Source organism: Streptomyces sp. RKND-216 (genome assembly GCF_004795255.1).
Classification (GTDB): Bacteria; Actinomycetota; Actinomycetes; order Streptomycetales; family Streptomycetaceae; genus Streptomyces; species Streptomyces hazeniae.
Genome location: NZ_SSBQ01000002.1, coordinates 2,931,031 through 2,956,005, shown reverse-complemented (window position 1 = coordinate 2,956,005; position 24,975 = coordinate 2,931,031). Strand labels below are relative to the sequence as shown.

26 protein-coding genes are annotated in these 24,975 nt (G+C 72.5%); 16 read left to right on the top strand and 10 right to left on the bottom strand.

Annotation, left to right across the window (positions count from 1 at the left end; genetic code table 11):
- Positions 1-68 precede the first annotated feature (68 nt).
- On the top strand, positions 69-959 hold the full coding sequence (locus E4198_RS13190) for a DUF5753 domain-containing protein (protein WP_247597918.1): 891 nt from the start codon (positions 69-71) through the stop codon (positions 957-959).
- A gap of 161 nt (positions 960-1,120) precedes the next feature.
- A complete protein-coding gene (locus E4198_RS13185; RefSeq protein ID WP_136183324.1) occupies positions 1,121-1,585 on the top strand; it encodes a MarR family transcriptional regulator in 465 nt (154 codons plus the stop codon).
- A gap of 25 nt (positions 1,586-1,610) precedes the next feature.
- On the opposite strand, the gene E4198_RS13180 is transcribed toward E4198_RS13185, so the two are convergent.
- Together E4198_RS13180 and E4198_RS13175 are read right to left on the bottom strand one after the other, a co-directional pair.
- Positions 1,611-2,159 carry a carboxymuconolactone decarboxylase family protein gene (locus E4198_RS13180; RefSeq protein WP_136183323.1) on the bottom strand — a complete coding sequence of 183 codons (549 nt, stop codon included), beginning with the start codon at positions 2,157-2,159 and terminating at the stop codon, positions 1,611-1,613.
- Between the two features lie 322 nt (positions 2,160-2,481).
- Entirely contained in the window at positions 2,482-2,937 is a 456-nt protein-coding gene (locus tag E4198_RS13175; RefSeq protein WP_136183322.1) for an ATP-binding protein, read from the bottom strand.
- A 254-nt stretch (positions 2,938-3,191) separates the two neighbouring features.
- On the opposite strand from E4198_RS13175, the gene E4198_RS13170 reads away from it, so the two are divergent.
- From E4198_RS13170 to E4198_RS13125, 10 genes are all read left to right on the top strand, one after another.
- Complete coding sequence (locus E4198_RS13170; RefSeq protein ID WP_136183321.1) at positions 3,192-4,007, top strand: hypothetical protein; 816 nt, start codon at positions 3,192-3,194, stop codon at positions 4,005-4,007.
- Between the two features lie 233 nt (positions 4,008-4,240).
- Positions 4,241-5,002, top strand: a complete 762-nt coding sequence (locus E4198_RS13165) for a YcnI family protein (protein WP_136183320.1) — start codon at positions 4,241-4,243, stop codon at positions 5,000-5,002.
- Positions 5,003-5,033: 31 nt separating this feature from the next.
- Positions 5,034-5,696 carry an SCO family protein gene (locus E4198_RS13160; protein ID WP_136183319.1) on the top strand — a complete coding sequence of 221 codons (663 nt, stop codon included), beginning with the start codon at positions 5,034-5,036 and terminating at the stop codon, positions 5,694-5,696.
- Positions 5,693-6,283: a copper chaperone PCu(A)C gene (locus tag E4198_RS13155; protein WP_136183318.1), complete on the top strand. Its 591-nt coding sequence runs from the start codon at positions 5,693-5,695 to the stop codon at positions 6,281-6,283. Before E4198_RS13160 ends, E4198_RS13155 begins: the two co-directional genes overlap by 4 nt.
- A 14-nt stretch (positions 6,284-6,297) precedes the next feature.
- Positions 6,298-8,730, top strand: a complete 2,433-nt coding sequence (locus E4198_RS13150) for a FixH family protein (RefSeq protein WP_136183317.1) — start codon at positions 6,298-6,300, stop codon at positions 8,728-8,730.
- 21 nt (positions 8,731-8,751) lie between these two features.
- Positions 8,752-10,062 (top strand): iron uptake transporter deferrochelatase/peroxidase subunit, encoded by a 1,311-nt coding sequence (efeB, locus tag E4198_RS13145; protein ID WP_136183316.1) that lies wholly within the window; start codon positions 8,752-8,754, stop codon positions 10,060-10,062.
- A gap of 43 nt (positions 10,063-10,105) precedes the next feature.
- Positions 10,106-11,041, top strand: coding sequence for a prephenate dehydratase (gene pheA, locus E4198_RS13140; RefSeq protein WP_136183315.1), 936 nt, complete (start codon positions 10,106-10,108; stop codon positions 11,039-11,041).
- Between the two features lie 543 nt (positions 11,042-11,584).
- Positions 11,585-12,865, top strand: coding sequence for a serine--tRNA ligase (serS, locus tag E4198_RS13135; protein ID WP_136183314.1), 1,281 nt, complete (start codon positions 11,585-11,587; stop codon positions 12,863-12,865).
- A complete protein-coding gene (locus E4198_RS13130; RefSeq protein WP_136183313.1) occupies positions 12,862-13,680 on the top strand; it encodes an HAD family hydrolase in 819 nt (272 codons plus the stop codon). The genes serS and E4198_RS13130 overlap by 4 nt, the downstream gene beginning before the upstream one ends.
- A gap of 267 nt (positions 13,681-13,947) precedes the next feature.
- Positions 13,948-14,643 (top strand): hypothetical protein, encoded by a 696-nt coding sequence (locus E4198_RS13125; protein ID WP_136183312.1) that lies wholly within the window; start codon positions 13,948-13,950, stop codon positions 14,641-14,643.
- A gap of 119 nt (positions 14,644-14,762) precedes the next feature.
- On the opposite strand, the gene E4198_RS13120 is transcribed toward E4198_RS13125, so the two are convergent.
- Positions 14,763-15,707, bottom strand: a complete 945-nt coding sequence (locus E4198_RS13120; protein WP_247597659.1) for an SMP-30/gluconolactonase/LRE family protein — start codon at positions 15,705-15,707, stop codon at positions 14,763-14,765.
- A 90-nt stretch (positions 15,708-15,797) separates the two neighbouring features.
- On the opposite strand from E4198_RS13120, the gene E4198_RS13115 reads away from it, so the two are divergent.
- Positions 15,798-16,235: an Lrp/AsnC family transcriptional regulator gene (locus tag E4198_RS13115; RefSeq protein ID WP_136185356.1), complete on the top strand. Its 438-nt coding sequence runs from the start codon at positions 15,798-15,800 to the stop codon at positions 16,233-16,235.
- Positions 16,236-16,241: 6 nt separating this feature from the next.
- Here the strand turns inward: E4198_RS13115 and E4198_RS13110 are convergent, their stop codons facing one another.
- From E4198_RS13110 to E4198_RS25700, 3 genes are read right to left on the bottom strand one after another with little or no spacing between them, the layout of a single operon-like run.
- Positions 16,242-16,475 (bottom strand): DUF397 domain-containing protein, encoded by a 234-nt coding sequence (locus E4198_RS13110; protein WP_136183311.1) that lies wholly within the window; start codon positions 16,473-16,475, stop codon positions 16,242-16,244.
- Positions 16,472-16,762 (bottom strand): Scr1 family TA system antitoxin-like transcriptional regulator, encoded by a 291-nt coding sequence (locus E4198_RS25705; protein ID WP_281728008.1) that lies wholly within the window; start codon positions 16,760-16,762, stop codon positions 16,472-16,474. The genes E4198_RS13110 and E4198_RS25705 overlap by 4 nt, the downstream gene beginning before the upstream one ends.
- Positions 16,763-16,773: 11 nt before the next feature.
- Entirely contained in the window at positions 16,774-17,286 is a 513-nt protein-coding gene (locus E4198_RS25700) for a Scr1 family TA system antitoxin-like transcriptional regulator (RefSeq protein ID WP_281727981.1), read from the bottom strand.
- A gap of 122 nt (positions 17,287-17,408) precedes the next feature.
- Here E4198_RS25700 and E4198_RS13100 point away from each other — a divergent pair, with 122 nt between their 5' ends.
- Both E4198_RS13100 and E4198_RS13095 read left to right on the top strand, forming a co-directional pair.
- Positions 17,409-17,846 (top strand): ATP-binding protein, encoded by a 438-nt coding sequence (locus E4198_RS13100; protein WP_136183310.1) that lies wholly within the window; start codon positions 17,409-17,411, stop codon positions 17,844-17,846.
- 156 nt (positions 17,847-18,002) lie between these two features.
- Positions 18,003-19,001 carry a hypothetical protein gene (locus E4198_RS13095; RefSeq protein WP_136183309.1) on the top strand — a complete coding sequence of 333 codons (999 nt, stop codon included), beginning with the start codon at positions 18,003-18,005 and terminating at the stop codon, positions 18,999-19,001.
- A 47-nt stretch (positions 19,002-19,048) separates the two neighbouring features.
- On the opposite strand, the gene E4198_RS13090 is transcribed toward E4198_RS13095, so the two are convergent.
- Genes E4198_RS13090 through E4198_RS13075 form a run of 4 tightly spaced genes read right to left on the bottom strand, consistent with a single transcriptional unit; the run spans position 19,049 to position 22,704 of the window.
- A complete protein-coding gene (locus E4198_RS13090) occupies positions 19,049-19,777 on the bottom strand; it encodes an ABC transporter permease subunit (RefSeq protein ID WP_136183308.1) in 729 nt (242 codons plus the stop codon).
- Positions 19,778-19,791: 14 nt separating this feature from the next.
- Positions 19,792-20,709: an ABC transporter ATP-binding protein gene (locus E4198_RS13085; RefSeq protein WP_136183307.1), complete on the bottom strand. Its 918-nt coding sequence runs from the start codon at positions 20,707-20,709 to the stop codon at positions 19,792-19,794.
- Positions 20,706-21,632, bottom strand: coding sequence for an ABC transporter permease (locus E4198_RS13080; RefSeq protein WP_210732818.1), 927 nt, complete (start codon positions 21,630-21,632; stop codon positions 20,706-20,708). Before E4198_RS13080 ends, E4198_RS13085 begins: the two co-directional genes overlap by 4 nt.
- Positions 21,622-22,704, bottom strand: a complete 1,083-nt coding sequence (locus tag E4198_RS13075) for an ABC transporter ATP-binding protein (protein ID WP_136183306.1) — start codon at positions 22,702-22,704, stop codon at positions 21,622-21,624. The genes E4198_RS13080 and E4198_RS13075 overlap by 11 nt, the downstream gene beginning before the upstream one ends.
- Before the next feature lie 244 nt (positions 22,705-22,948).
- Between E4198_RS13075 and E4198_RS13070 the strand changes: the two genes are divergently transcribed.
- Complete coding sequence (locus E4198_RS13070; protein ID WP_136183305.1) at positions 22,949-24,871, top strand: SDR family oxidoreductase; 1,923 nt, start codon at positions 22,949-22,951, stop codon at positions 24,869-24,871.
- Positions 24,872-24,975 lie beyond the last annotated feature (104 nt).

The window sequence follows — 24,975 nt, the reverse complement described above, 5'->3', positions numbered from 1 at the left end:
CTGACACCCCCACAGGTGCGACACTGTGCTATCCACCGGCCACACCTGGGGAGTTGGACATGCCCGCGATGCCGCGGCCGATCGGCGCACCGTCCGGAGGCGACCTTCCCCCGCAGGACGAGGTCGGTCCCACAGCTCTGCGCATCCTGCTGGGCGCGCGGCTGCGCAGGCTCCGTCAGGACCTCGACATCACCCGTGAGGACGCCGGCAAGCACATCCGCGGCTCTCACGCCAAGATCAGCCGGCTGGAGCGCGGCCAGGTTGCCTCCAAGCACCGCGACCTGGCCGACCTCCTCACTCTCTACCACGTGCTCGACGAGGGGACGCGCACCGAGTACTTCGAGCTCGCCCGCAAGGCCAACGCGCCCGGCTGGTGGCACCAGTACAGCGACGTCCTGGAGGAGTGGTTCGAGCTCCACATCGGCCTCGAGGAGGCCGCCTCCCTCATCCGGACCTACGAAGTGCAGTTCCTGCCCGGCCTGCTGCAGACCGAGGAGTACGCGTACGCCGTCAGCCGGCTCGGCTACCCGAACGCCTCCCCGCGCAAGATCGACCGGCTGGTCGACCTGCGGATGCGCCGCCAGCAGCTGCTGCACCGCGCAGGCGGACCGAAGCTGTGGGCCGTGGTCGACGAGGCCGTCCTGCGCCGCCCGTTCGGCGGCGAAGCCGTCATGCGCGCCCAGCTCGAACACCTGCTGGAGGTCGGCGAACTGCCCCACGTCACACTCCAGATCGCCCCGTTCGAGGTGAGCGCCGCGGCAGCGGGCTCCCCGATCACCATCCTGCGCTTCCACGAGCCGACGCTGCCGGACAAGGTGTACCTGGAGCACTTGACCAGCGCGGTCTACCTGGACCGGCAGGCGGAGATCGACCAGTACTCGATGATCATGACGCGGCTGCAGGCGCAGGCGTACACCCCGGAGCAGTCGGCGGCCTTCCTCCGCGACCAGCTGGGCTGACCCGGCCCCCGCCGATGGGGGCGGGCCCCACGGACCTCCGGACGTCTACGCTGGACGCGCGGCACCCGTGTCGTCGCGCCCCCCGCGTCGTCGCGCGGCGGCCGCACCCGTTACGACGTGCCCGCAGCGTCGCCGCACACCGCCGGAGTCCCTGGTCCGCCATGCCCCCTTCCGCACGTCCCGGAAACGCGCTTCCCTTCCTCCTCCTGTCGGCGTTCCGCGCCCTCATCGACGAACTGCACGTGCGGCTCGCCGAGGCGGGCCACGGAGACCTGCGCCCCGCCCACGGCATGGCGATGCAGATGATCAGCAGGGGCGGCGGCGTCTCCGATCTCGCCCGGCGGCTCGGCGTCTCGAAGCAGGCCGCCAGCAAGACCGTCACCACGCTCGAACGGCTGGGCTACGCCGAACGGAGGCCGGACCCGCGCGACCAGCGCCAGCGCGCGGTCGCCCTGACGGCCCGGGGCGTGGAAGCACTGGCCCTCTCCGGCGACATCCTCAACCATCTCCGCGACGAGTGGGCCGCGGTGGTGGGGCCGGGCGAGATGGACGGGATGGAGGACGCCCTGGCCCGACTGGGCCGACACGGCGGCCTCGACGGGATGGGGGACTGGCTGGGCGCGTGACCTCTGCGCCGGTCGGGGGCCGGCCTCAGTGCTGCGGGTGCCAGGCGAAGGCCCGGAAGGGCTCGTCGACCGGTGCCTCCGTCATGCGGTTCGAGTAGGTCGAGAGGGTGTAGACGCCCAGGCCGAGCACGACCTCCAGGGCGTTCCGGCGCGTGTACCCGGCATCCAGGAAGCCCTGCATGAGGTCCGGCCGGACGCTGCCGCAGCCGGCCATGACGGCGAGGGTGAAGACGCGGAGTGCCTCGAGCCGCGTGTCCTCCAGTGGCCGGCGTTCCCGCAGCGCGTCGACGAGGGAGGCGTCCGTGCCCGACCGGGTGAGCATCGCGGAGTGCATCGCCACGCAGTAGTGGCATTCCACCGAGCTGGCCATCGTGAGGATCAGCACCTCGCGTTCGAGCAGGGTGAACGACGTCTTGTCGAACAGCTGGCTTCCTGTCAGGAACCCTTCGAGCAGTTCCGGCGACTCGGCCATCATCGCGACCGGCGCGGGGACGAAGCCGAAGCCCCGGGCCGTGTTCTCGAGGTGCGGGCGTGCCCCCTCCGGGGCGGACGCGACGTCATGGCGGACGAACATCGTGGTCGGTTCCTCTCTTCAGCCGTGGGCCCGGGTGACGGAGTCGCCTCCCGGTCGGGCGCGCTGTCGGCGCCGGGGCGGCGGAGGGCGCACGCCGTGCGTCGGCGGCGCGACGGGTGCCGGAGCGCCTCGGGTGGTCCCGCGCGACGCGCCCGGCACCCGTCCTCCTCCACCCCTTCGATCACGGCCGCGCAGCTCCCTCTCCTTATGGTCAACCAGGTTGACTATATCGGAGGTTCACTCGCGCGCGCAGGGTGTTCTCCGAGACGTGGGGCAGTAAGGCCCCACCCCACGGGCGGGCGAGAGGGGGCTGCGACGCGTCTCAGCCGGCGCGGACCAGCGCGTCGTCGCGCCACTTGAGGATCTTGTCGAAGCTCACCACGGCCCCGCCCTGCTGCGGCCTGTTGGCGAAGCGGACGTGATCCGCGAGCGTCTCGATCAGGTACATGCCGCGCCCGTCCTCGGCGTCCGCGGCCGCCGCTCCGGGCGGCGGGGGCGCGGCTGGACGGCCGGCGCTCGCCGCGGGGAATCCCGGACCGCCGTCCGTCACCTCGATGTGGCAGGTGTCGCCGTCGATGCAGGCCGTCACCCGGTACCCGTCCGCGCCGCCGCTGCCGTGCTCCACGGCGTTGGCGCAGGCCTCCGACAGAGCGACCGCGAGGTCGTACGAGATTTCCGGGTCCACCCCGGCCGAGTCCATCGCGCCGAGCAGCATCCGCCGGGCGAGGGGCACCGTGGCCGCCTCACGACGCAGGTGCAGAGACCACCAGATGCTCATGCTCAGCCTCCAGGCCGCGGCTCGACGTCGGACCACGAGGGCCCGTCCGGCCATACCCGTACCTATTGCCAAGGGGGTCGCCGGATAAGCCCCGACCCTTCGGTACCCCCCGATCGGCGGACGCGCCCGGCTGTCCGCCCGGTGTACGGCCACCCGCACACGCCCCCAAGGCCCAGGTCACCTTCTCCCGCCGCGCCCCGCTCCCGGGCCCTGCCGGGGGCGAGGGGAGAAGCCGGTGAGATGATGACGCCGCCATGACTGCCGGTGCGGATCTCAGACTGCTGCGGGCCGCGGTGTTCACCGCGGTCTGTGTGCTGCTGTCCGCCGCCGGACACTCCGCGGCCGCCGGTGTCCCCGTGCCACTGTGGACCCTCGGCGCCGGCTGCGCCGTCGTCCTCGCCGCCGCAGCACCGCTCGCCGGGCGGGAGCGTGCGCTGCCGGGCATCGCCACCGCGCTCGCCGCGGGACAGGTCGTGCTGCACGTCCTCTTCTCCGCCGGGCACACCCCGGCCTCGGCCCCGCCCGCCCGGCCGGACGTCCACGGTGTCACCGCGCTGGCCCGCACGCTGCTCTGCGGCGACGGCGGACGGGCCCTCAGCGAGGGCGAGGCGCGGCGGATCGTCGCCGACGCCGGGCTCCCCACCGGGCCCGCCGCGCCGGGGGCAGGCGGAGCCCCCGCACACGCGGGCGGTGCGGACGCCGTACCGAACGCCCTGGACTCGGCGCTCGCCCAGCTGTCCCTCCCCATGCTGCTCGGCCACCTCCTCGCCGCCGTCGCGCTCGGCTGGCTGCTGCGCCGCGGCGAAGCCGCCCTGTGGCGGCTGGTGCGGCTGTCCGCCACCACCGCCCGCGCGGCGGAGGAGCTGCTGACCGTACGGGCGCTGCGCGCGGCCGTACGGCTGCTGGGCGCCCTGCGCCGCGGCCTGACCGCCAGTGGCGGCCACGGCCAGGACGCCGTACGTCGCCCCGACCGGGACCGGACGCCCGGCGGGCCGTCCGCGCCGCTGACCGGGGCCGTGACCCGGCGCGGCCCGCCGCGGGCCAGGGACGACCTGCACCTGGCGGCCTGACACCCGCACCCCGGCCGGGGGCGCCCGCGCGCAGCCGCGCGCTCCGGCGCAACCGGACGCGCCCGCGCACCGACGCGCCCGGCGGTCCGAAGGCGGTGTCGCACGCTGCCGACCCCCTTCCCCGCCCCTGCGCCGTCGCGCGCCGGTCCACGCCTCCGATGCGCCGGACCGTATCCGGCCACGCCCCGCGTGCCCGGGAGTGGGCTCCTTCGCGAGAGGAAAGAACGCCCGTCATGACCACTGCCCCGACCGCCAGTCGCTTCCCCGCCGTCCTCGGCCGCCGTGCCGCCGCCACCGGCGCCCTCACGGCCGCCGCCGTGCTGCTCTGCGCCGGCCCGGCCGCCGCGCACGTCACGGTCGACCCCGACCAGGCCGAGCAGGGCGGCTACAGCGTCGTCAACTTCAAGGTCCCCAACGAGCGGGACGACGCCGGCACCGTCAAGCTCGAGGTCAGCCTGCCGCCGGAGCACCCGCTGACGTCCGTGCAGCCGCAGGCCGTGCCCGGCTGGGACGTCGAAGTCACCAAGTCCGAGCTGGACGAGCCGATCGAGCAGCACGGCAAGCAGATCACCGAAGCCGTCACCAAGATCACCTGGAGCGGCGGCGAGATCGAGCCGGGCCGCTTCCAGCAGTTCCCCGTCTCCATGGGCCGGTTGCCTCAGGACGCCGACCAGCTCGCCTTCAAGGCCCTGCAGACCTACGAGGGCGGCGAGGTCGTGCGCTGGATCGAGGTGCCCGGGGACGGCGCCGCCGAGCCGGAGCACCCCGCCCCCGTCCTCCAGCTCGCACCCGGCCACGGCCACAGCCACGGCGGCGACGACAAGGCCGCCGACGCCGACGCCCCGAAGGCCGGAGCCGACGGCACGCAGGAAACCGCTGCCGACACCTCCGGCGGCACCGACACCACCGCCCGCGTCCTCGCCGTCGCCGGCATCGCCGTCGGCATCGCCGGAATCGCGTTCGGCATCTTCGCCGGCCGCCGTCGCGGCGCCTGACCCAGAGAAGAAAGCCAGGTAAGACCGAGTCATGCGCACCACCCGAGTACTGAGTGCGGCCGCCGTCGTCCTGACGGCGGCCCTCGCCCTGACCGCCTGCGGCGGCGACACCTCGACCGGCGGCACGTCCGACGTCGCCTCCGTCGAGGGCGCCGACCAGGCGCGCGGCGGCGTCACCCTCGACACGCCCTTCCCGAAGCCCGACCTCACCCTCACCAGCGACACGGGCGAGGAGTTCGACCTGATCGAGGAGACGAAGGGCCACCCGACGCTCCTCTTCTTCGGCTACACCAACTGCCCCGACGTGTGTCCGCTGACGATGAGCAACATCGCCGTGGCCAAGGCCGAACTCAGCGAGGAGCAGCAGCGGAAGCTACGCGTCGTCTTCGTCACCACCGACCCCGAACGCGACACCCCGAAGCGCCTCGACGCCTGGCTGGGCATGCACGATCCGTCCTTCATCGGGCTGACCGGCGACTTCGACACCATCCAGGCCGCAGCCCGCGGCGTCGGCGTCCACATCGAGGAGTCCTACGAGAAGAAGAACGGCGACGTCGTCTCCACCCACGGCGGCCAGGTCCTCGCCTTCTCCCCGAAGGACGACAAGGGGCATGTGCTGTACACCGAGGGCTCGGCCACCCCGCAGATCCTCGGGAAGGAACTGCCGAAGATCATCAAGGGGGAGACGCCGTGAACGCGACCCGCGCCCGCGACCCGCGCCGCCACCACGGCCGTACGGCCACCGCCGCGTCCCTCGCGCTGACCGGCGCCCTCGCCCTCGGTGCCTGCTCCACCGGCACGTCGGCGCAGGCGGGACACGGGGGCGACACCGGGCACGAGCAGGGCCTCCAGGTCACCGGCGCGTACATGCCGGCGCCGCTCATGACCGACATGGCAGGCGGCTACTTCGTCGTCCGGAACCACGGCCCGAAGGACGACCGCCTGACCGAGGTCACCAGCGGCCTGGCCGAGTCGGTCGACATGCACCGGACCGTCGACGGGCAGATGCAGCGGGTCGACTCGCTGCCCGTGCCCGCCGACGGGAAGCTCGAACTGCGCCGCGGCGGCAATCACCTGATGTTCCACGACCTGGACCGGAAGCCCGCCGAGGGCGACACGGTGCGGATGAAGCTGCACTTCGCGCACCACGATCCGGTCACCGTCGAGGTCCCCGTCAAGGCCACCCACCACGATCCGTCCGCCGGAGACCCCCGTGAATCCGGCGACTCCAGCGACTCCGGCAGCCACGAGGGCGACGGCGGACACGAGGACCACCACTGAGACAGGTCGTGACCATGCCGTCCACCACCGCCCACCGCGGCCGGCGCCGCACCCCGACGCACGGCACGCTCGGCGTGCTCGCCGTCCTCTCGGCGCTCTGCGCGTACCTGCTCGGCGCCGCGCCGCCCGCAGCCGCGCACGCCGTCCTCACCGGCAGCACCCCCGCGGCCGGTGCGGTGGTGGACGCGCAGCCCGAGGACGTCGTCCTCACCTTCTCCGAAGCCGTCCAGCTCTCCGACGACTCGGTACGCGTCCTCGCCCCCGACGGCAGCCGCGTCGACACCGGCGGGACACGCGAGCGCAGCGGCGCCTCCAGCGGCGACGCCCGGTACGCCACCCCGCTGCGCGACGGCCTGGCCGACGGCACCTATACCGTCGCCTGGCAGGTCGTCTCCGCCGACAGCCACCCCATCTCCGGTGCCTTCACCTTCTCCGTCGGCGCCCCCTCGAAGACCACCGTCGCCCTCCCCGACCAGGAGGCGGGCGGCGGCGCGGTGGGCGTCCTCTACGACTTCGCCCGCTGCATCGCCTACGCCGGGTTCCTGCTGCTCGTCGGCGGCGCCGGATTCGTCCTCGCCTGCTGGCCGCAGGGGACGCGGGTGCGTGCCGTGCAGCGCCTCGTCACCGGCGGCTGGGTCGCCGTGACCGCCGCCACCCTGGCCATGCTGCTGCTGCGCACGCCGTACACCGGCTCCGGCCGACTCGCCGACGCCTTCGACCTCGGCGGGATCGCGGACGTCGTCGACACCAAGACCGGCACCGCGCTGGTCTCCCGGCTGCTGCTGCTCGCCGCGGCCGCCCTGTTCACCGCCGTGCTCTTCGGCACGTACGCCCGGACGGCCGCCGACGACGGCCGGGGGAACGACGGCGACGGCGACCCGGCGCGGCGGCGGGACCTGGTGATCGGCCTCAGCCTCGGCGGCGGCGTGGTCTCCACCGGCCTGGCCGTCACCTGGGCGGCCTCCGAACACGCCTCCAGCGGCATCCAGACGGCCGTCGCCATGCCCGTGGACGTCGTCCACCTGCTCGCCGCCGCGGCCTGGCTCGGCGGCCTCACCACGCTCGCCGTCGCCCTCCGCTCCGGCACCGGCGACGTCCCGGCGACGGCCGCACGCCGCTTCTCCCGCATCGCACCGGCCGGCGTCGTGGTGCTGGCGCTCACCGGGACGTACCAGTCGTGGCGCCAGGTCGGTTCCTGGTCCGCCCTCACCGGCACCGACTACGGGCGCCTGCTCCTGCTCAAGCTCGCCCTCATCGCGCTCCTCCTCGTCGCGGCATACGGCTCCCGCCGCTGGGTCACCCGCCTGACGGCACCGGACCGCACGACGGCACCGGCGGCCGATACCCACCGCGCCCCACCGGACCAAGCGGCGTGGTCAGCGGCGCGGACCGGCGCGAAGCGCGCCGTGCACCCCGCCCCGGCAGGCACGTCGGGGGCGGCCCGCGCCACCGCACCGACCACCGGGGCGCCGGCTGCCGCACCGGACACCGGCTCGGCACATCCGCCCGGGGAGGCGGTGGCCCCGCCGCACCAGGCCCCCACCGGCAACACGTCGGAGCCGTCCGGCGCCCGGTCCGAGGTGGACCTACCGGAGCAGCCGGCTGCTCCGCACCCGGAGGAGGAGCGCGTCACCCGTCCGTCCGACGGCGACGGGCCCCACCCCGCGGAGGCACTCACCACGGCGGCGGACTCCTGCACCGACGCGCCGGACGGACGGTCGGCCACGGTGCCTGCTCGACCACCGACGCGTTCGGGCTCCTCGTCTGTCGCCCCTGTCGCCGCTTCCGGACACCGGGCCCCGGAAGGGGTCCCGACCGGCGCGAGCAGCACCGCCGCGAACTCCCCCACCGGGACGGACGCCCCCGGCGCCGACCCCGCTCGGGCGGCGCAACTGGCTCGGCAGCGCGCGGCCGTGGAGGCGGCGCGGCGCCGCCGCGCGCGCGACGCGGACCCGGACCGGCGCGGCCTGCGCCGCACGGTGCTGGTCGAGACCGGCCTCGCGGTCGCCGTGCTGGCCGCCACCACCCTGCTCACCGGCACCGAGCCCGCCCGCACGGCACAGGCGGGGGACACCGGCACCGGGCCCTCGGCGACCGCGCCGGCCGGACCGCGCGAGCTGACCGTGCCCTTCGACACCGGGGGCCCGCAGGGGAAGGGGAGGGCGAAGGTGACCCTCGACCCCGGTGGCACCGGCCGCAACACGCTCGACCTGCGACTCACCGACCCGTCCGGGAAGCCGCTGGACGTCCCGGAGGTGCGGGTATCGTTCACGCTCCCCGCCCAGGACATCGGTCCGCTGCGCGTCGTCCCACGCGAGGACCGCCCGGGCCGCTGGCGCACGACCGGCCTCCGGCTTCCCGTCCCCGGCGCCTGGGAGATGGCCCTCACCGTCCGGACCTCCGACATCGACCAGACCACCAAGACCCGTACCGTCCGCATCGGCTGATCCACGACAGGCACCGCACCCATGTCCAAGAAAGCCCAGCCCACCGCCCCCGCACCGGCCTCACCGGCCCCCACCACGAGCACCGCGCCCGCGCTCTCCCGCCGCCGGCTGCTCGGTGCGGCCGGCGCCGCCGGGGCCACCGGCCTCGCCCTCGGCGGCACCACCGGCGCCCTCGCGCACGCCGCCACCTCGGACACCCCGCCCACCGCGCTGAACACCGTCGGCACCGGCCGGGTGGCCTTCCGCGGCACCCACCAGTGCGGCATCACCACGCCGCTCCAGGCGCACGGCCGCCTCGTCGCCTTCGACCTCGCCCCCACCGCGGGACGGGCGGAGGCCGCCGCGCTGCTGCGCCGCTGGTCGGACGCCGCCGAACGGCTGATGGACGCCGTCGGCACCGACAGCCCGGTGGACGGCCCGGCGTCCGGGATCGCGCTGGACGCCGGGCCGTGCTCGCTCACCGTCACCTTCGGCTTCGGCCGCAGCCTCTTCGCCCGCACGGGTCTCACCGACCGGATGCCGGACGCGCTGCGCCCGCTGCCCCGTTTCACCGCGGACGCGCTCGACCCGGACCGGTCAGACGGCGATCTGTGGGTGCAGATCGGCGCGGACGACCCGCTGGTCGCCCTCCACGCGCTGCGCGTGCTCCGCGCCGAGGCCGGTGAGGCAGCCCGGCCCCGCTGGGAGATGGCCGGCTTCAACCGCACCCCGGGCGCCACCGCCCGGCCCATGACACCCCGCAACCTGATGGGCCAGGTCGACGGCACCAACAACCCCAAGCCCGCCGACGACGACTTCGCGGACCGGATCTTCGTCCCGCGCGACGGCGAGCCGGACTGGATGGCGGGCGGTTCGTACGCGGTCGTGCGCCGCATCCGCATGCTGCTGGACGCCTGGGACGGCACGCCGCTGCAGGAGCAGGAGCAGGTGATCGGCCGCCGCAAGTCCGACGGCGCCCCGCTCTCCGGCGGCCCGGACGCCACCGAGGACACCGCGGTGGACCTGGAGGCCCGTGACTCCTCCGGCAGGCCCGCGATCGCCGCCGACGCCCACGTACGGGTGGCCGCGCCGGAGACCAACGGCGGGGCGGCGATGCTGCGGCGTCCCTTCTCCTACCACGACGGGCTGCGCGAGGACGGTGCGCCGGACGCCGGTCTGCTCTTCGTGGCCTGGCAGGCGGACCCGCTGACCGGCTTCGTGCCGGTGCAGCGGAAGCTGGACAGCGGGGACGCGCTGTCCCGGTTCCTCCGGCACGAGGCGAGCGGACTGTTCGCCGTGCCGGGCGGGCCGGCGACGGGCGAGTACGTGGGTCAGCGGCTGTTCGAGGGCTGAGACGCGGCAGGTCGACGCTGTTCACCGCACTACGCTGTGCTGCATGTCACCGTCACCCGCGAGCCGTTTCTCCTATCTCGGTCCCGAGGGGACCTTCACCGAGGCGGCCCTGCGCACGCTTCCCGAAGCCGCGACGCGCGAGCTCGTGCCGATGGTCTCGGTCCCGGCCGCGCTGGACGCCGTACGCGCGGGTGAGGCGGCGGCTGCCCTGGTGCCGATCGAGAACTCGGTGGAGGGCGGGGTGACCGCCACTCTGGACGAGCTGGCGAGCGGCGAGCCGCTGATGATCTACCGCGAGGTGCTGCTGCCCATCGCGTTCGCGCTGCTGGTCCGGCCCGGCACCACGCTGGACGCGGTGAAGACGGTGACCGGGCACCCGGTGGCGCAGCCGCAGGTGCGGAAGTGGATGGCCCGCCATCTGCCGGAGGCCCAGTGGGAGTCGGCCGCCTCCAACGCGGACGGTGCCCGGCTGGTGCAGGAGGGGCGGTTCGACGGGGCGTTCGCCGGGGAGTTCGCCGCGGCGACGTACGGGCTGGAGCCGCTGGTCACGGACATCCACGACGCGGAGAACGCGCAGACGCGGTTCGTGCTGGTCGGCCGCCCGGCGCGGCCGTCGGCGCCGACCGGTTCCGACAAGACGTCGGTGGTGATGTGGCTGCGCGAGGACCACCCGGGTGCGTTGCTGGAGCTGCTCCAGGAGTACGCGGCGCGCGGGGTCAACATGATGCGCATCGAGTCGCGTCCCACCGGGGAGGGCATCGGCCGCTACTGCTTCTCGGTCGACTGCGAGGGGCACGTGGCGGACCGCCGGGTCGGGGACGTGCTGATGGGGCTCAAGCGGGCCTGTCAGCAGGTGCGGTTCCTCGGCTCGTACCCGCGCGCGGACGAAGTGCGGCCGACGCTGCGGCCGGGGACGACCGACGAGGAGTTCGTGGCCGCCGCCGACTGGCTGACGAGGTGCCTCGACGGCCGTCCGTAGCCGCCCCAGCGCTGCGGCCTGGGACGCGCTGTCTTGTCCACAGAGTTATCCACAGGCGGAGTCAGGTGCTCCGTTCCGCCTGTGCACAAGTCGACACGCGAAGCGGACACTGTCGACAAAACCGCATGGAGACCTCAGAGTCACCCACACGGTGGCACGCGAGCGTACGTCACCTCAATTCCCGTGATCAACCCTCAAGGGTGAGTCAATCCCGCTCGAATGAGTGGGCATCCGGGGTTTGAAACAGGAATTCCACGTGCCCCGGAAGGCGCCGACGAGGGATCTTGAATTGTCCACAGCTCGACCCGTCCCACCTGTGGACAATTCAGCGAGCACCCACTCGCACTGTGGATAACTCAGGGGTGAGCACGCCCCCGCGAGCCCGCTGGGGACGGCCGCTCCTGCCGAGAATTCCACCTCGCCCCACTCCGCGCCACGATTCCCGGGATTCCCGAGTTTCCCTATTTGCCCCGAATGGGACATAGCGGGAGGGAAAGGGATTTCAGGTCGATCGCGGGAGGTCGGGCCGGGTAGTCTGACGGCGTGATTGACCTTCGACTGCTTCGCGAGGACCCCGACCGTGTGCGCGCCTCCCAGCGTGCCCGAGGAGAGGACGTCGACCTCGTCGACGCCCTCCTCTCCGCCGACGAGCGCCGCCGGTCCTCCAGCGTCCGCTTCGACGAACTGCGAGCCGAGCAGAAGCAGCTCGGCAAGCAGGTCGCCAAGGCGCAGGGCGAGGAGAAGACCGCCCTGCTGGAGCGCACCCGCGAGCTGTCCGCCGCCGTGAAGGCCGCCGACGCCGAGCAGGACGAGGCCGCCGCCGAGGCCCAGCAGCTGCTGCTGCGCCTGGGCAACCTGGTGCACCCCGACGTCCCGGTCGGCGGCGAGGAGGACTTCACCGTCCTGGAGACCCTCGGCGAGAAGCGCGACTTCGACGCCGAGGGCTTCACCCCGCGCGACCACCTGGAGCTGGGCGGCCTGCTCGGCGCGATCGACATGGAGCGCGGCGCCAAGGTCTCCGGCTCGCGCTTCTACTACCTCACCGGCGTCGGCGCCCTGCTGGAACTGGCCCTGGTGAACGCCGCCCTCGCCCAGGCCACGGAGGCCGGCTTCACCCCGATGCTGACCCCGGCACTGGTCAAGCCCGCCTCCATGGAGGGCACCGGCTTCCTCGGCCAGGCCGCGCAGGACGTCTACCACCTGGAGCAGGACGACCTGTACCTCGTCGGCACCTCGGAGGTGCCGCTCGCCGCGTACCACATGGACGAGATCCTGGACGGCGGCCGGCTGCCGCTGCGCTACGCGGGCTTCTCGCCGTGCTTCCGCCGCGAGGCCGGCAGCTACGGCAAGGACACCCGCGGCATCTTCCGCGTGCACCAGTTCGACAAGGTGGAGATGTTCTCCTTCGTCGCGCCGGAGGACGCCGAGGCCGAGCACACGCGCCTGCTGGACTGGGAGAAGCAGTGGCTGACGTCGCTGGGCCTGCCGTTCCAGGTGATCGACGTGGCCACCGGCGACCTGGGCGCCTCCGCCTCGCGCAAATACGACTGCGAGGCGTGGATCCCGACGCAGGGCAAGTACCGCGAGCTGACCTCGGCGTCCAACTGCAACGAGTTCCAGGCCCGCCGGCTGGCGGTCCGGATGCGCGGCGAGGGCGGCAGGGCCCGCCCGCTCGCCACCCTCAACGGCACGCTGTGCGCGGTGCCGCGCACCATCGTCGCGCTGCTGGAGAACCACCAGCAGGTCGACGGTTCGGTGCGGGTGCCCGAGGTGCTGCGGCCGTACCTGGGCGGACGCGAGGTGCTGGAGCCGGTCGCCACGTGACCGCCTCCCCCGCGCCCTTCCCGTACAAGCTGATCGCGACGGATCTCGACGGCACGCTGCTGGGCCCCGACGAGACCGTCTCCCCGCGGACGCGGGCTGCCCTGGAGGCGGCCTGCGCGCGCGGCGCGGCCCACCTGGTGGTGACCGGCCGCTCGGTGCCGTGGACGCGTCCGGTGCTGGAGATGCTGGGTCACGAGGGCCTGGCCGTGTGTGGGCAGGGCGCGCAGCTCTACCACGCGGGCGAACGGCGCCTGCTCACCTCGGTCACCCTGGACCGGCGGCTGGCCGAGCTGGCGCTCGCGCGGATCGAGGACGCCGTCGGCCCCCTGGCGCTCGCCGTCTCCCGTGACGGCGTGGACGGCCAGGTGCTGATCGGCCCCGGCTACGGGGAGGGCGAGGGGCTGCTGCCGTCCGTGCCGCTGGAGAGCATGGCCCACGCCTGGGCGGAGCCGCTGAACAAGCTGTACATCCAGCACCCGACTCTCAGCGACGACGACCTGGGCCGTGCCGCCCGCGAGGCCGCCGGCGACCTGGTGAGCATCACCGTCTCCGGGCCGCGCATCGTGGAGATCCTTCCGCTCGGCCTCAGCAAGGCCAAGGGCCTCTCGCTGGCCGCCCGGCGGCTGGGCGTGCACGCTTCGCAGACGATCGCCTTCGGCGACATGCCCAACGACATTCCCATGTTCGGCTGGGCCGCGCACGGCGTGGCGATGGAGAACGCCCACCCGGAGCTGCGGTCCGTTGCCGACGAGGTCACCACGTCGAACGCGGACGACGGCATCGCGCTCGTCCTGGAGAAGCTCCTCGCCCAGTGACGACGCTTCGCACACGCGCGGCGTAACCGTACGACTGTCCGCTCGTTGCACAGTCTGCGCGGAGGCGACCCGAGTGTGTGGCGACGAGAGTGTGTGAAGTGGCGGTGGCCGGTCGAGGCGGGTTCGAGCCCGTTCTCGCCGGTGGTGCAGTACGTGACCGGATGAGCTGATCTCCGCTCCTGGCTCCTGGATACGGACACCCGATCGGCCCCCGGGTGAGTGGGGCGTCATCGTCCTGTCCGTATGAGCCCCGGGAGGGGTTGCTTCATGTACTCCGAATCCGTCCTGCTGGAGTCGCGCTCGGCGCGCTCCGGCATGAGCCACCACGTCGAGGTCCTCGACAAGGTGAAGACGCTGGCCCTCGCGCCGGACGGTCTCCACGCGACGACGCGGGACGTCGCCGCGTACTTCGAGGTGAGCGAGAAGGCTGTGTACAACGTGGCCAGGCGCCATCGCGAGGAGCTGGAGAACAACGGTCTCCGCGTCCTTCAGGGTCCTGACCTGCAGGAGTTTGCGACCTTCAACTTGAGGGTCTCAAACGCAAACGCAAAGAGTTATCCACAGAGGCAGCGGAGCCTCGCTCTCTACACCCGTCGCACGGTGCTCAATGTGGCGATGCTGCTGCGGGACAGCGAGGTCGCACGGCGCGTGCGCGCGTACCTGCTCGACGTCGAGGCGGAGGCCGCGCCGGTGTCGTCGGCACTCGAACCGCGTGTGGCCAAGCTGGAGTCGGCCGTCGGGGACATCGGCGCGATGTTCCAGGAGCTGGGTCCGGTGATCCACCGCATGTCGGTCCGGATGGAGCGGATCGACCGGCGCATGGCGAACACCGAGCGGCTGGTCTGTGAGATGAGTCGCCGGACGGCCGACATGGGTGAGGAGATGCGCGGCATGCGCACCGACCTCGACCACGTCATGCGGGCCACCGTCGTCGAACCGGTCCGACGACGCGGGGAGGGCTGACCCCTTCGCGGTGCGGGGCGCGCGGTCCTCAGGGCGCCCCGCACCGCGAATCCCCCGCGTCGGGTGCGAGGCCCCTCCAGCACTCGCACCCGGGCGGCTCACCACGGCGGTTCACGGCGTCACTGCCACCGCGGTCGCCCCGGGCCGGTGGGGTGGATGCCCCTCACGCCGGTCACCAGGGAGTAGAGGGAGGTCGTGGCGGTGATGAAGAGCCGGTTCCGCTTCGGGCCGCCGAAGGAGAGGTTGGAGACCGGTTCCGGCACGTTGAGGCGGCCGATGAGTGTGCCGTCGGGGTCGTAGCAGTGCACGCCGTCGCTCATGGCAGCGGCCCAGAGCCGTCCGGCGGAGTCGAAGCGCAGGTTGTCGAACCGCGCGTGCGACCGCTTCGCCGCTTCGGCGAAGACCTCGCCGTCGGACAGCGAGCCGTCGTCGCGCACGTCGAAGACCCGGATGAAGCCGGCGCGGGTGTCGGAGACGAAGAGCCGCCGTTCGTCCGCCGAGAAGACGAGCCCGTTCGGCGCGCCGAAGCCGTCCGCGACCACCTCCACGCCACCCGTCACGGGGTCGATGCGGTAGACGTGGTTCGCGCCGATCTCGCTGTCGGCCCGGTGGCCTTCGTAGTCGCTGGTGATGCCGAAGTCCGGGTCGGAGAAGTAGACGGCGCCGTCGGACTTCACCGCAGCGTCGTTGGGGCTGTTGAGGCGCTTCCCCTGCCAGCGGTCGGCCAGCACGGTGAGCGTTCCGTCGTGCTCGGTGCGGGTCACGCGCCGGTTGCCCTGTTCACAGGTGATCAGGCGCCCCTCGCCGTCGAGAGTGTTGCCGTTGGTGTGGCCCGCGTGGCGGCGGAAGACGCCGACCGCTCCTGTCTCCTCGTCCCAGCGGAGCATCCGGTCGTTGGGGATGTCGCTCCAGATCACTTGCCGCCAGGCGGGGAGGTAGAGCGGGCCCTCGGCCCAGCGGGAACCGGTGTGCAGGACCTCCAGTTCGTCGTCGCCGACCATGCAGCGCCCGGTACGGAAGCGCTCGTCGAGACACTCGTACAGCGGGAGTCGTTCTACCGTCACAGGAAGGTCCCCCTCCGAACCATCATCACCCGATCGTGCGATATGCAGGATGTCATACTGTGCAAGGCGAAGAACACCGAACGGAGAACTGTGGACGAGATGGATCGCGCGCTGCTGGCGGAGCTGCAACGGGACGCGCTGACGCCGTACGCCAAGCTGGGCGAGGCCGTCGGGCTGTCGGCCGGGGCCGCCCACGAGAGGGTGCGCAAGCTGCGCGAGCGCGGCGTGATCCGCCGGACGACGGTCGACGTGGACCCGGAGGCCGTGGGGGCCGGCGTGCTGGCGTACGTGATGGTCGAGTCGACGTCCTGGATGGGCGATTCGGCCGAACGGTTCGCGGATGTGCCCGAGATCCAGGAGGCGCACGTCATCGCGGGCAGCGCGTCGGTGCTGGTGAAGGTGCGTACCGCGTCCACCGGTCAACTGCAGGACGTGCTGCGGCGGCTGTACGAGATCGAGGGCGTCAGCGGCACGCAGGCGACGGTCGTCCTGGAGACGTTCTTCGAACGGCCGGTGCGGGTGAAGTAGCGGGGCCTACCGGAGCGAGCCGAGGAAGCGGCGCCAGGCGTCCGAAGGCAGGCACAGTGTCGGCCCGGTTATGTCCTTCGAGTCCCGGACGTGTACGGCCACTTGGCCCGCCGCGACCTCGACGCAATCACCGCCGCTGGAGTCGCTGTAGTTGCTCTTCGTCCACCCGACGGCGACCTCCACGCAGTCGCCTCCACCCGAGTCGCTGTAGGTGCTCTTGCGCCACGCCAACTCGCTCATAGCTCTCCCGCCAACTGCTCGATCAGGGCTAGGGATTCCTCCGGACGGAGGGCTTGTCGGCCGATCATCGCACAGCGACGGCACAGCACTCCGACCTCGTCCGGCTTCGAGACGAGCGTGCTCTGGTCGTTGCCTTCCATGTAGGCGAGACGCTCGCTGTCGGCAGTCTCGATGAGCTTCATGGGTCCACGCAAGCCAGCATGCATACCTCTCACAGACGGCATGACCTGGATCGTCACGTTGGGACGAGAGGCGGAGTTGAGCAGGTGCTCGTACTGTGCCCGCATATCCTTCGCGTCTACGGTCCTACGCCGCAGGGCGCCTTCCTCCATGACGAGTCCACCACACACACCGGCTTCCGCGTCAGCAGGGCCGCGCGCTCCATACGCGCAGCAATGAGCCTGTCGATCTCGTCTTCGTCCAGTGGCGGGAATCCACAGCGGAGAACTTCGCGCGCGTAACCCTCCGTCTGAAGAAGGCCGTCGATCACTTGTGTGCACCAGGACATGACGCTCAAGGCGTCCTGTTCAAGTTGCACGAAGCCTTGGAAATACTCGGGGTACCGCTCCAGACGGAGATGCTTTGCCGCCGCGCTGATGACGCCTCCGGCGTCCAGGGCGTGTTCGGCGGCGTCGATGAAGCCGTCGGTGGCCGGTTTGGCGCAGGTCTCGACCGCGCTGACGGCTGCGCCGGTGTAGTTCATGCGTGTGCCCAGTTCGTTCTGGGACAGGCCGGCCCTGACCCGCAGCAGCCGCAGGACCTCCGCGAAGTACTGGCTGGCCGGGGAGACCACCTTCATGCCGGGTGCCATCCGCGCTCACCCCCTTCAACTCGTCTCAACGCCTCTCAACGCGGGCCGGGTCGGGCTCAACGATCGACCCCGTTGACATGCGACTACTACCGAACGTAGCCGCTCGTGGCGAATCTGGTGACATGAATCCGGAAAGTGATGAGACCTCTCCCGCCGTCGCGTCGTTCGTGTGGTGGCGGCGGTATCCGTCGACGCCGCGCAGCGTCACGGCGGCCCGGCATCACGTCGTGGACGTGCTGACGGAGTGGGGCGTGGGGGAGGACGGGGTGGCCTCGGCGGAGTTGGTCGTCTCGGAGCTGGTCACCAACGCCGTGCGGCACGGCCTCGTGCCGGGTCGGCTGGTCGAGCTGCGGGTGACGTACGACCTGGCGAAGTTGCTGACCGTCGAGGTGTCGGACGCGGGCGACCGATGGCCGCCCGCGTGGGTGCCCGAAGACCCGGGCGGCGCCGCCGAGTCGGGGCGCGGGCTCGCGCTGGTGGCGGCGTTCTCCGACGGGTGGGGCGTGCGCGACCGGGAGATCGGCAAGACCGTGTGGGCCCACCTGCGGGCATGGGAGTGATTATCACACTGCGCAACGAGCGGTCATCACACGGTCACAAGAGGAGGTAGTGTGCCCATCGACGGGGTCGCCTCGACCGAAAGAGGCGGTCCCCAGCCGGTGTTACAGCACCGGCCGGGGCCCTACACCCACGAAAGACTTCACAGGAGTCCCTGGATGCTCCGGAATGTTAACGCGCCCCCACGTGCCTTCACGCAGATCCCGCACACCATCGTGCGCCATCCCCGCCTGTCCCCGGCGGCCAAGACGCTGCTGACGTGGCAGCTCTCCCTCACGGCCGACGACCGGCAGTGCCTCAGTGAGACGGCCCGCCGGGCCGGTATCCGGAAGACCGCGTTCCAGCGCGCCAAGCGCGAGTTGCTCGACGAGGGCTACGTCCACGAGTGGCGGGTGCGGGTCGAGAGTGGCCGGTTCCGGACCGTGCAGCTGGTGTCCAACGTCGTGCTGACGCCTGCGGAGGCGCTGGCGTTGCGGGACGGTCGGGAGCACGGCACCGAGCCGTCGCCGCCGGGTGCCGGTTCTCCGGCCGTCGGTGAGCCGACGGGCCGGACGGACGGCCGTCAACCAAGGAAGAACATCAGGGAGAACACCACCCGAACCACCGAGCAGGCATCGGGCGAACAGGCACCGGGCGCACGCGAACCAGGAGGCCGGCGGCGGGCGGCGGCCGAGGCGTTCCTGCAGACGCTGGTGTTCGCGGACCGCCGTCTGGCGATGCCCGCACGGGTGATCCGCGACCTGGCGCCGCTCCTGGTGCCGTGGCTGCAGAGCGACTTGAGCGCCGAGGAGATCCGCCGGACGCTGACGGCAGGGCTGGGCGGCGACGTGCGTTCGCCGGTGGGTGTGCTGCGCTGGCGGTTGCGGCACGCGCTGCCGGACGTGCCGCCCGCCGTTCCGGCCGCACCGCGCCCGGAGCCGAGGGTGGCCCGGATGCGGGAGTGCCGGGGCGAGCACACCCAGTCGTTGCTCTTCACGCCGAGGCCGGGCACGGAGGGGGACTTGTGTCCCGAGTGCCGGGCGGAGGGGGCGGCCGTCCTCGCACCGCCGCCCGAGCCGGAACGTGTGGGCTTCGAGCTGTTCCGCGCGAGCAGAAGACCCCGTGCGGACCGGCCCGTGCGCGCGGAGGAACGACCGACGCCGGGGCCGCGACGGTAGGTGTCGCGGTCCCCGGCGTCGGCCGACCGGGAACGTGCCGGAGGGGGTTACTGCTCGCCCGCGAGGGTGAGGCTGCGGAGCTTCTGTCCGGCCCACCAGGTGCCGCCCACCGTGACGACCGCGAGCAGGATCACCGCGAGCGTCAGGCCGACCTCGGACGTGACGAGGCCTTCACCGCCGATCTCCTGCGCGACGGCGAGGGACCACTGCTGGACGGACAGGGTGAGGGCGCCGGCGATGATGTTGCCGACGACGGCCTCCCAGACCAGGGCGTAGACCAGGCCGATGACGACGGCGTGCCGGGTGACGACGCCGAGCAGCAGGAACAGCGCGCTGTAGGCGAGGGAGCCGACGGCGGCGGCGACGGCGTACGCGACCGCGAGCTGCTGGCTGTTGCCGTTGAGGACGAAGCCGGCCAGCAGCGTGGGCACCGCCGAGAAGGCGACGGTGACCCCGACGGCGACGTACAGCTTGGTGAGGATGATGGTGGAGCGCTTGAGCGGCTTCGCGAGCAGGTAGACGACGGAGCCGTCGTCGATCTCCGGGCCGATGGCTCCGGTGCCGGCGATGACGCCGATGAGCGGGACCATCGCGGAGAGGGCGAAGCCGCCGAGGAGCTCGGCGGTCAGCTGGTCGTCGGCGCCGACCAGGACGCGTACGAGGACGGCGACGAGGAGGAGCAGCGCGGGCAGGGCCGTGAGGATGAGGCCGCGTTTGCGGCCGAGGAGGGCCCGGAAGGTGAGGCGGGCGACCGTGGGGTCGTAGAGGTTGCTCATGTCGTCTGCTCCTTTCAGGCCGCGACGAGGTAGGAGAAGACGCTTTCCAGGGACTCGTCCGAGGGCGAGACCTCCTGGAGCCGGATGCCGTGCTGCCGCGCGACGCGGGGGAGCAGCTCGGTGAAGCGGGTGAAGTCGACGGCCTGGATGCGCAGGGCGCGTTCGTCGGCGTCGAACGCGATGCCGGAGGTGCAGCCGTCGGCGATGAGGGCGGCGGCCAGGGCGCGGTCGTCGCTGGAGCGGACGAGGTAGCGGTGCGGGCGGTCGGTCATCAGGCGGCGGATCTTGCGGAAGTTGCCGCTGGCGGCGTGCCGTCCCGCGACCACCACCTCGATGTGCGAGGCCAGTTGCTCGACCTCCTCCAGGATGTGGGAGGAGAAGAGCACGGTGCGGCCCTGGTCGCCCATCTGCCGCAGGAGGGTCATGAGCTGCATGCGCTGGCGGGGGTCCATGCCGTTGAACGGCTCGTCGAGCAGCAGGACGGACGGGTCGTGGACGAGCGCGGACGCCATCTTGACGCGCTGCCGCATGCCCTTGCTGTAGGTGCTGATGCGGCGGTCGGCGGCGTGTTCCATCTCCACGGTGGCCAGCGCGTTGCGGGCGGCGGCGCGCGGGTCGCGGAGGCGGTGCAGTTCGGCGTTGGCGAGAACGAACTCGCCGCCGGTGAGGTAGTCGTACATGCCCTCGCGCTCGGGGACGAGCCCGATCTCGCGGTAGACGTCCTGGTTGCGCCAGACGGTGGCGCCGTCGAGGGTGACGGTGCCGCTGGAGGGCGGGAGGAAGCCGCTCATCATATGGATGAGGGTGGACTTGCCCGCGCCGTTGGGGCCGAGCAGGCCGGTCACGCCGGGGCCGATCGTCATGGTGATGTCGTTGACGGCGACGACGTTGCCGTACCAGCGGGAGACGTGGTCGATCTGGAGGGTGGTCACAGCCCGGCCTTTCGGTAGCGGCGCAGCAGGAGGGCATAGGTGCCGGCGATCAGGACGGCGATGAGCAGCACGTAGCCGGTGCCTTCGGCGGCGGTCAGGTCGACGGCGCCGGGGAAGGCGGAGGGGCCGCCGAGTACGGCCTGCTGGAAGCCGGCCATGAGAGTGCCGGGGGAGCCGAGGCCGAGCCAGCCGATGAGTTCGGGGGCGTTCTGGCCGTAGGCGGTGCCCTGGAGTGCGGAGACCAGCATGTAGGGGATGGTCAGCACGGCGATGACGGTGGCGATGCCGAAGCCGCGGCGCGGGGTGAGGGCAGCGAGGAAGAGGCCGATTCCGGCGTGCAGAGCGGCGAACAGGGCGGAGAACAGGAGGCCCTTGGCGAACCCGAGGGTCTGGTCGGTGAAGTCGAGCTTGGCGAGCAGGGCACCGACGTACAGCAGGAGCACCGGGGTGGCGGTGAAGACGAACAGCGCGGCGGTGAGGGCGGCGTACTTGGCGCTCACGTAGTCGCGGCGTTCGATGGGGCGGGAGAAGTACAGGGGTGTGGTCTTGAACCGCAGGTCGAGGGAGACGGCCTGGGGTGCGGCGGCGGCGACGAAGATGCCGACGACGGGCTGCAGGAACAGGGCGTACTCGGTGTAGGCGACGGGGAGTTCGCCGGCGCCGGTGACGACGGTGACGGCGACCATGATGAGGGTCGGGAAGGCCATCGAGGCCGCCAGGATCATCGGCAGGACCTTGGACTTGGCCGTCCGACCGAGGCCGTAGGCGCCGCGCAGCGAGTGGACGAACAGCGACCGGCGGGCGTAGGCGCGGCCGAGGCGCGGGCCGTCGTAGTGGCGGTAGCCGATGTTGTGGATCACGTCCGCCGCGGGGGCGGAAGCAGGCGCGGAAGCGGGGGTGGGGTTTCGGGTCTCAGGCGACATCGCCGCTGTGTCCTTCCTGCGGGCGGGCCGCCGCGAATTCGGGCGTGCGCGTGTCGGTGCCGGGGGCGGGGCCGGTGTCCTGCCCGGTGTTCCGGCCGGGGTGTGAACCGGAGGGCCTTTCGGCGTGCTGTTCGGGGCTCTCGGTGAAGACCTCGGCGATGCGGTGGCGGCGCTGTTCCATGCGGATCAGGCCGATGCCGAGGTCGGCGACGGCGTCGCGGACGACATCGTGCGTGGCGCCGTCGACGACGTCGACCAGCAGCAGGTGTCCGCTGCCGGGGGCTCCCGGCGCACCGGGGGCGTGGACGGTGAGTCCGGCCTTGGCGAGGGCGTCGCGGAGTGCGGCGGTGCCGTCGGGGTGGGTGTCGGTGTCGGTGACCTCGACGGCCAGCGAGGCGGTGCTCTGGGTGAAATCGGCGGTGGAGGAGGAGCGCAGAAGCGTTCCGCCATCGATGACGACGACGTGGTCGCAGGTGCGTTCCAGTTCGCCGAGCAGGTGCGAGGTGACCAGCACGGAGATGCCGAAGTCGGTGTGGACGCGGCGGATGAGGCCGAGCATGTCGTCCCGGCCGACGGGGTCGAGCCCGTTGGTGGGCTCGTCGAGCAGGACGAGCTGAGGGTCGTGGACGAGGGCCTGGGCGAGTTTGACCCGCTGCTTCATGCCGGTCGAGTAGCCGCCCATGGCGCGGTAGCGCTCCTCGTAGAGACCGACGTGGCGCAGGGTGTCGGCGGTGCGCTCGCGGGCCGCGGTGGCGGGGAGGCCGGACATCCGTGCCATGTGGACGACGAACTCGGTGGCCGAGACGTCGGGCGGCAGGCAGTCGTGTTCCGGCATGTAGCCGACGCGTTCGCGGATCGCGGCGCCCTCGCGGGAGACGTCGAGGCCGAGCACGCTCGCGGTGCCCTCGGAGGCCGGGGCGAGACCGAGGAGGATCTTGATCAGGGTCGATTTGCCGGCTCCGTTGGCACCCACCAGGCCTGTCACGCCCGGTGTGATGTCCATCGTCAGCCGGTCGAGAGCGGTCACCCGTGGGTACCGCTTGGTCAGGCTCTGGGTAGCGATCACAGTCACGGAGACGACGGTAGTGGCGGTGTGGGGCGTGTCACGTCCCCCTGGAGGGCGGGATCGGGGTCGTACCGGAGGCGGACGGCCCACTAGGGGTCTGCTTCCGGGGGAGGGCGCGGGGTCGGGGTCCGGTGGGCGGAGGCGCTGGTGTTACCGGCGGTATCCACAGGCCGGGGCGGAGCCTTGACGCAGCCATCGGACGTTGTCACATTCGATGGTGTCAGTTCAGGCGGGGCAGGGAGGGGAAGCCATGGCGCAGGACGGGCGAAACGGGCAGGACGGGCGGGGCGCGCTGCGGAGTGCCGGCGACGGGCGGATCGCCGGGAAGGAGCGGCGGGTCGTGACGCGGGAGGGCGTCGAGCTGGCCGTCGCGGAGCTGGGCGACCCGGAGCGGCCGACCATCCTTCTGGTGCACGGGTATCCGGACAGCAAGGAGGTGTGGGCGGACGTCGCCCCCCGGCTGGCCGAGCGCTACCACGTGGTGCTGTACGACGTGCGCGGCCACGGCCGTTCCAGCGCGCCGAAGCCGCTGCGCGGAGGCTTCACGCTCGAGAAGCTCACCGACGACTTCCTTGCGGTGGCCGAAGCGGTGAGCCCGGACCGTCCCGTCCACCTGGTGGGGCACGACTGGGGCTCGGTGCAGAGCTGGGAGTTCGTCACGGTGTCGCGGACGCGGGGGCGGGTGGCGTCCTTCACCTCGATGTCCGGGCCCTCGCTCGACCACTTCGGCCACTGGATCAGGCAGCGCGTCGCACACCCGACGCCGCGTCGCGTCGGGCAACTCCTCGGGCAGGGAGCCAAGTCCTGGTACGTGTACCTGCTGCACACCCCTGTGCTGCCGGAGCTGGCGTGGAAGGGGCCGCTCGGGCGGGCCTGGCCCCGGCTGCTCGAGCGGGCGGAGAAGGTGCCGGGCGGGGCCTACCCGACCGCCTCGCTGCCGAGGGACGCCGCGCACGGCGCATGGCTCTACCGGGACAACGTGCGGTCCCGCCTGCGGCGGCCGCGGGAGGACTGCCATGCGCACGTGCCCGTCCAGCTCATCACCCCGACCGGTGACGCCTTTCTCAGCGAGGCGCTGTACGACGGTCTGGAGCGCTGGGTTCCGCACCTGACGCGCCGGACGCTGCCCGCCAAGCACTGGGTGCCGCGCACCCGGCCCGACCGGATCGCCTCCTGGGTGGGGGACTTCGTCGACGCCGTCGAATCGGGCGCCTCCGTGGAATCGGGCGGCTCCGTCGGGTCGGGCGCCTCCGTCGAGTCGGGAGGGGCCGCGCCGTCGGGGGCGGTCGCCGCCCGGGGCGGCGCCCGGGCGGGCGTCGTCCCGCGGAGGCGGCGCCCGGCGCCGTACGCCGACCGGTTCGCCGGGCAGCTGGTGCTGGTGACGGGTGCGGGCAGCGGGATCGGCCGGGCGACGGCTCTGGCGTTCGCCGCCGCGGGCGCACGCGTGATCGCCGTCGACCGGGACGCGGCCACGGCCGCGCGTACCGCCGAACTCGCCCGGCAGAGCGGCGCCAAGGAAGCCTGGGCCGAGGTCGCGGACGTGGCCGACGGCACGGCGATGGAGGAGCTGGCGGCGAAGACCGCGGCCGAGCACGGCACGGTCGACGTGCTGGTCAACAACGCCGGGATAGGCGTCTCCGGGGGCTTCTTCGACACCGGGGTGGAGGACTGGCAGCGCGTGCTGGACGTCAACCTCTGGGGAGTCATCCACGGCTGCCGGACGTTCGGCCGGCAGATGGCGGACCGCCGGCAGGGCGGCCACATCGTCAACACCGCCTCCGCCGCCGCCTTCCAGCCTTCGCGCGCACTGCCCGCGTACTGCACGTCCAAGGCGGCCGTGCTGATGCTGAGCGAGTGCCTGCGCGCCGAACTCGCCGGTCAGGACATCGGGGTCTCCGCCGTCTGCCCGGGCTTCGTCACCACCAACATCACCGCGACGGCCCGCTTCACGGGCGTGGACGCGGAGGAGCAGGAGCGGCTGCGGGAGCGGACGACGCGGCGGTACGCGCGGCGCAACTACCCGCCGGAGCGGGTCGCGGCGGCGGTGCTGCGGGCTGTTGCGGAGAACCGGCCGGTGGTGCCGGTGACTCCCGAGGCGCGCACCGCGCACCTGCTCGCCCGGATGTATCCGCGTGCGCTGCGGGCGATAGCCCGGGTCCGGCCGCTCAAGTGACCGGCGGGAGCGGCAGCGGGGCCGCGAGCGGCGACGGGGGCGGGGGCGGGGGCTGCCGGTCGTGGTCGTCCCGGGGCGAAGCCGGGTTCGCGGACGAAGCGGGG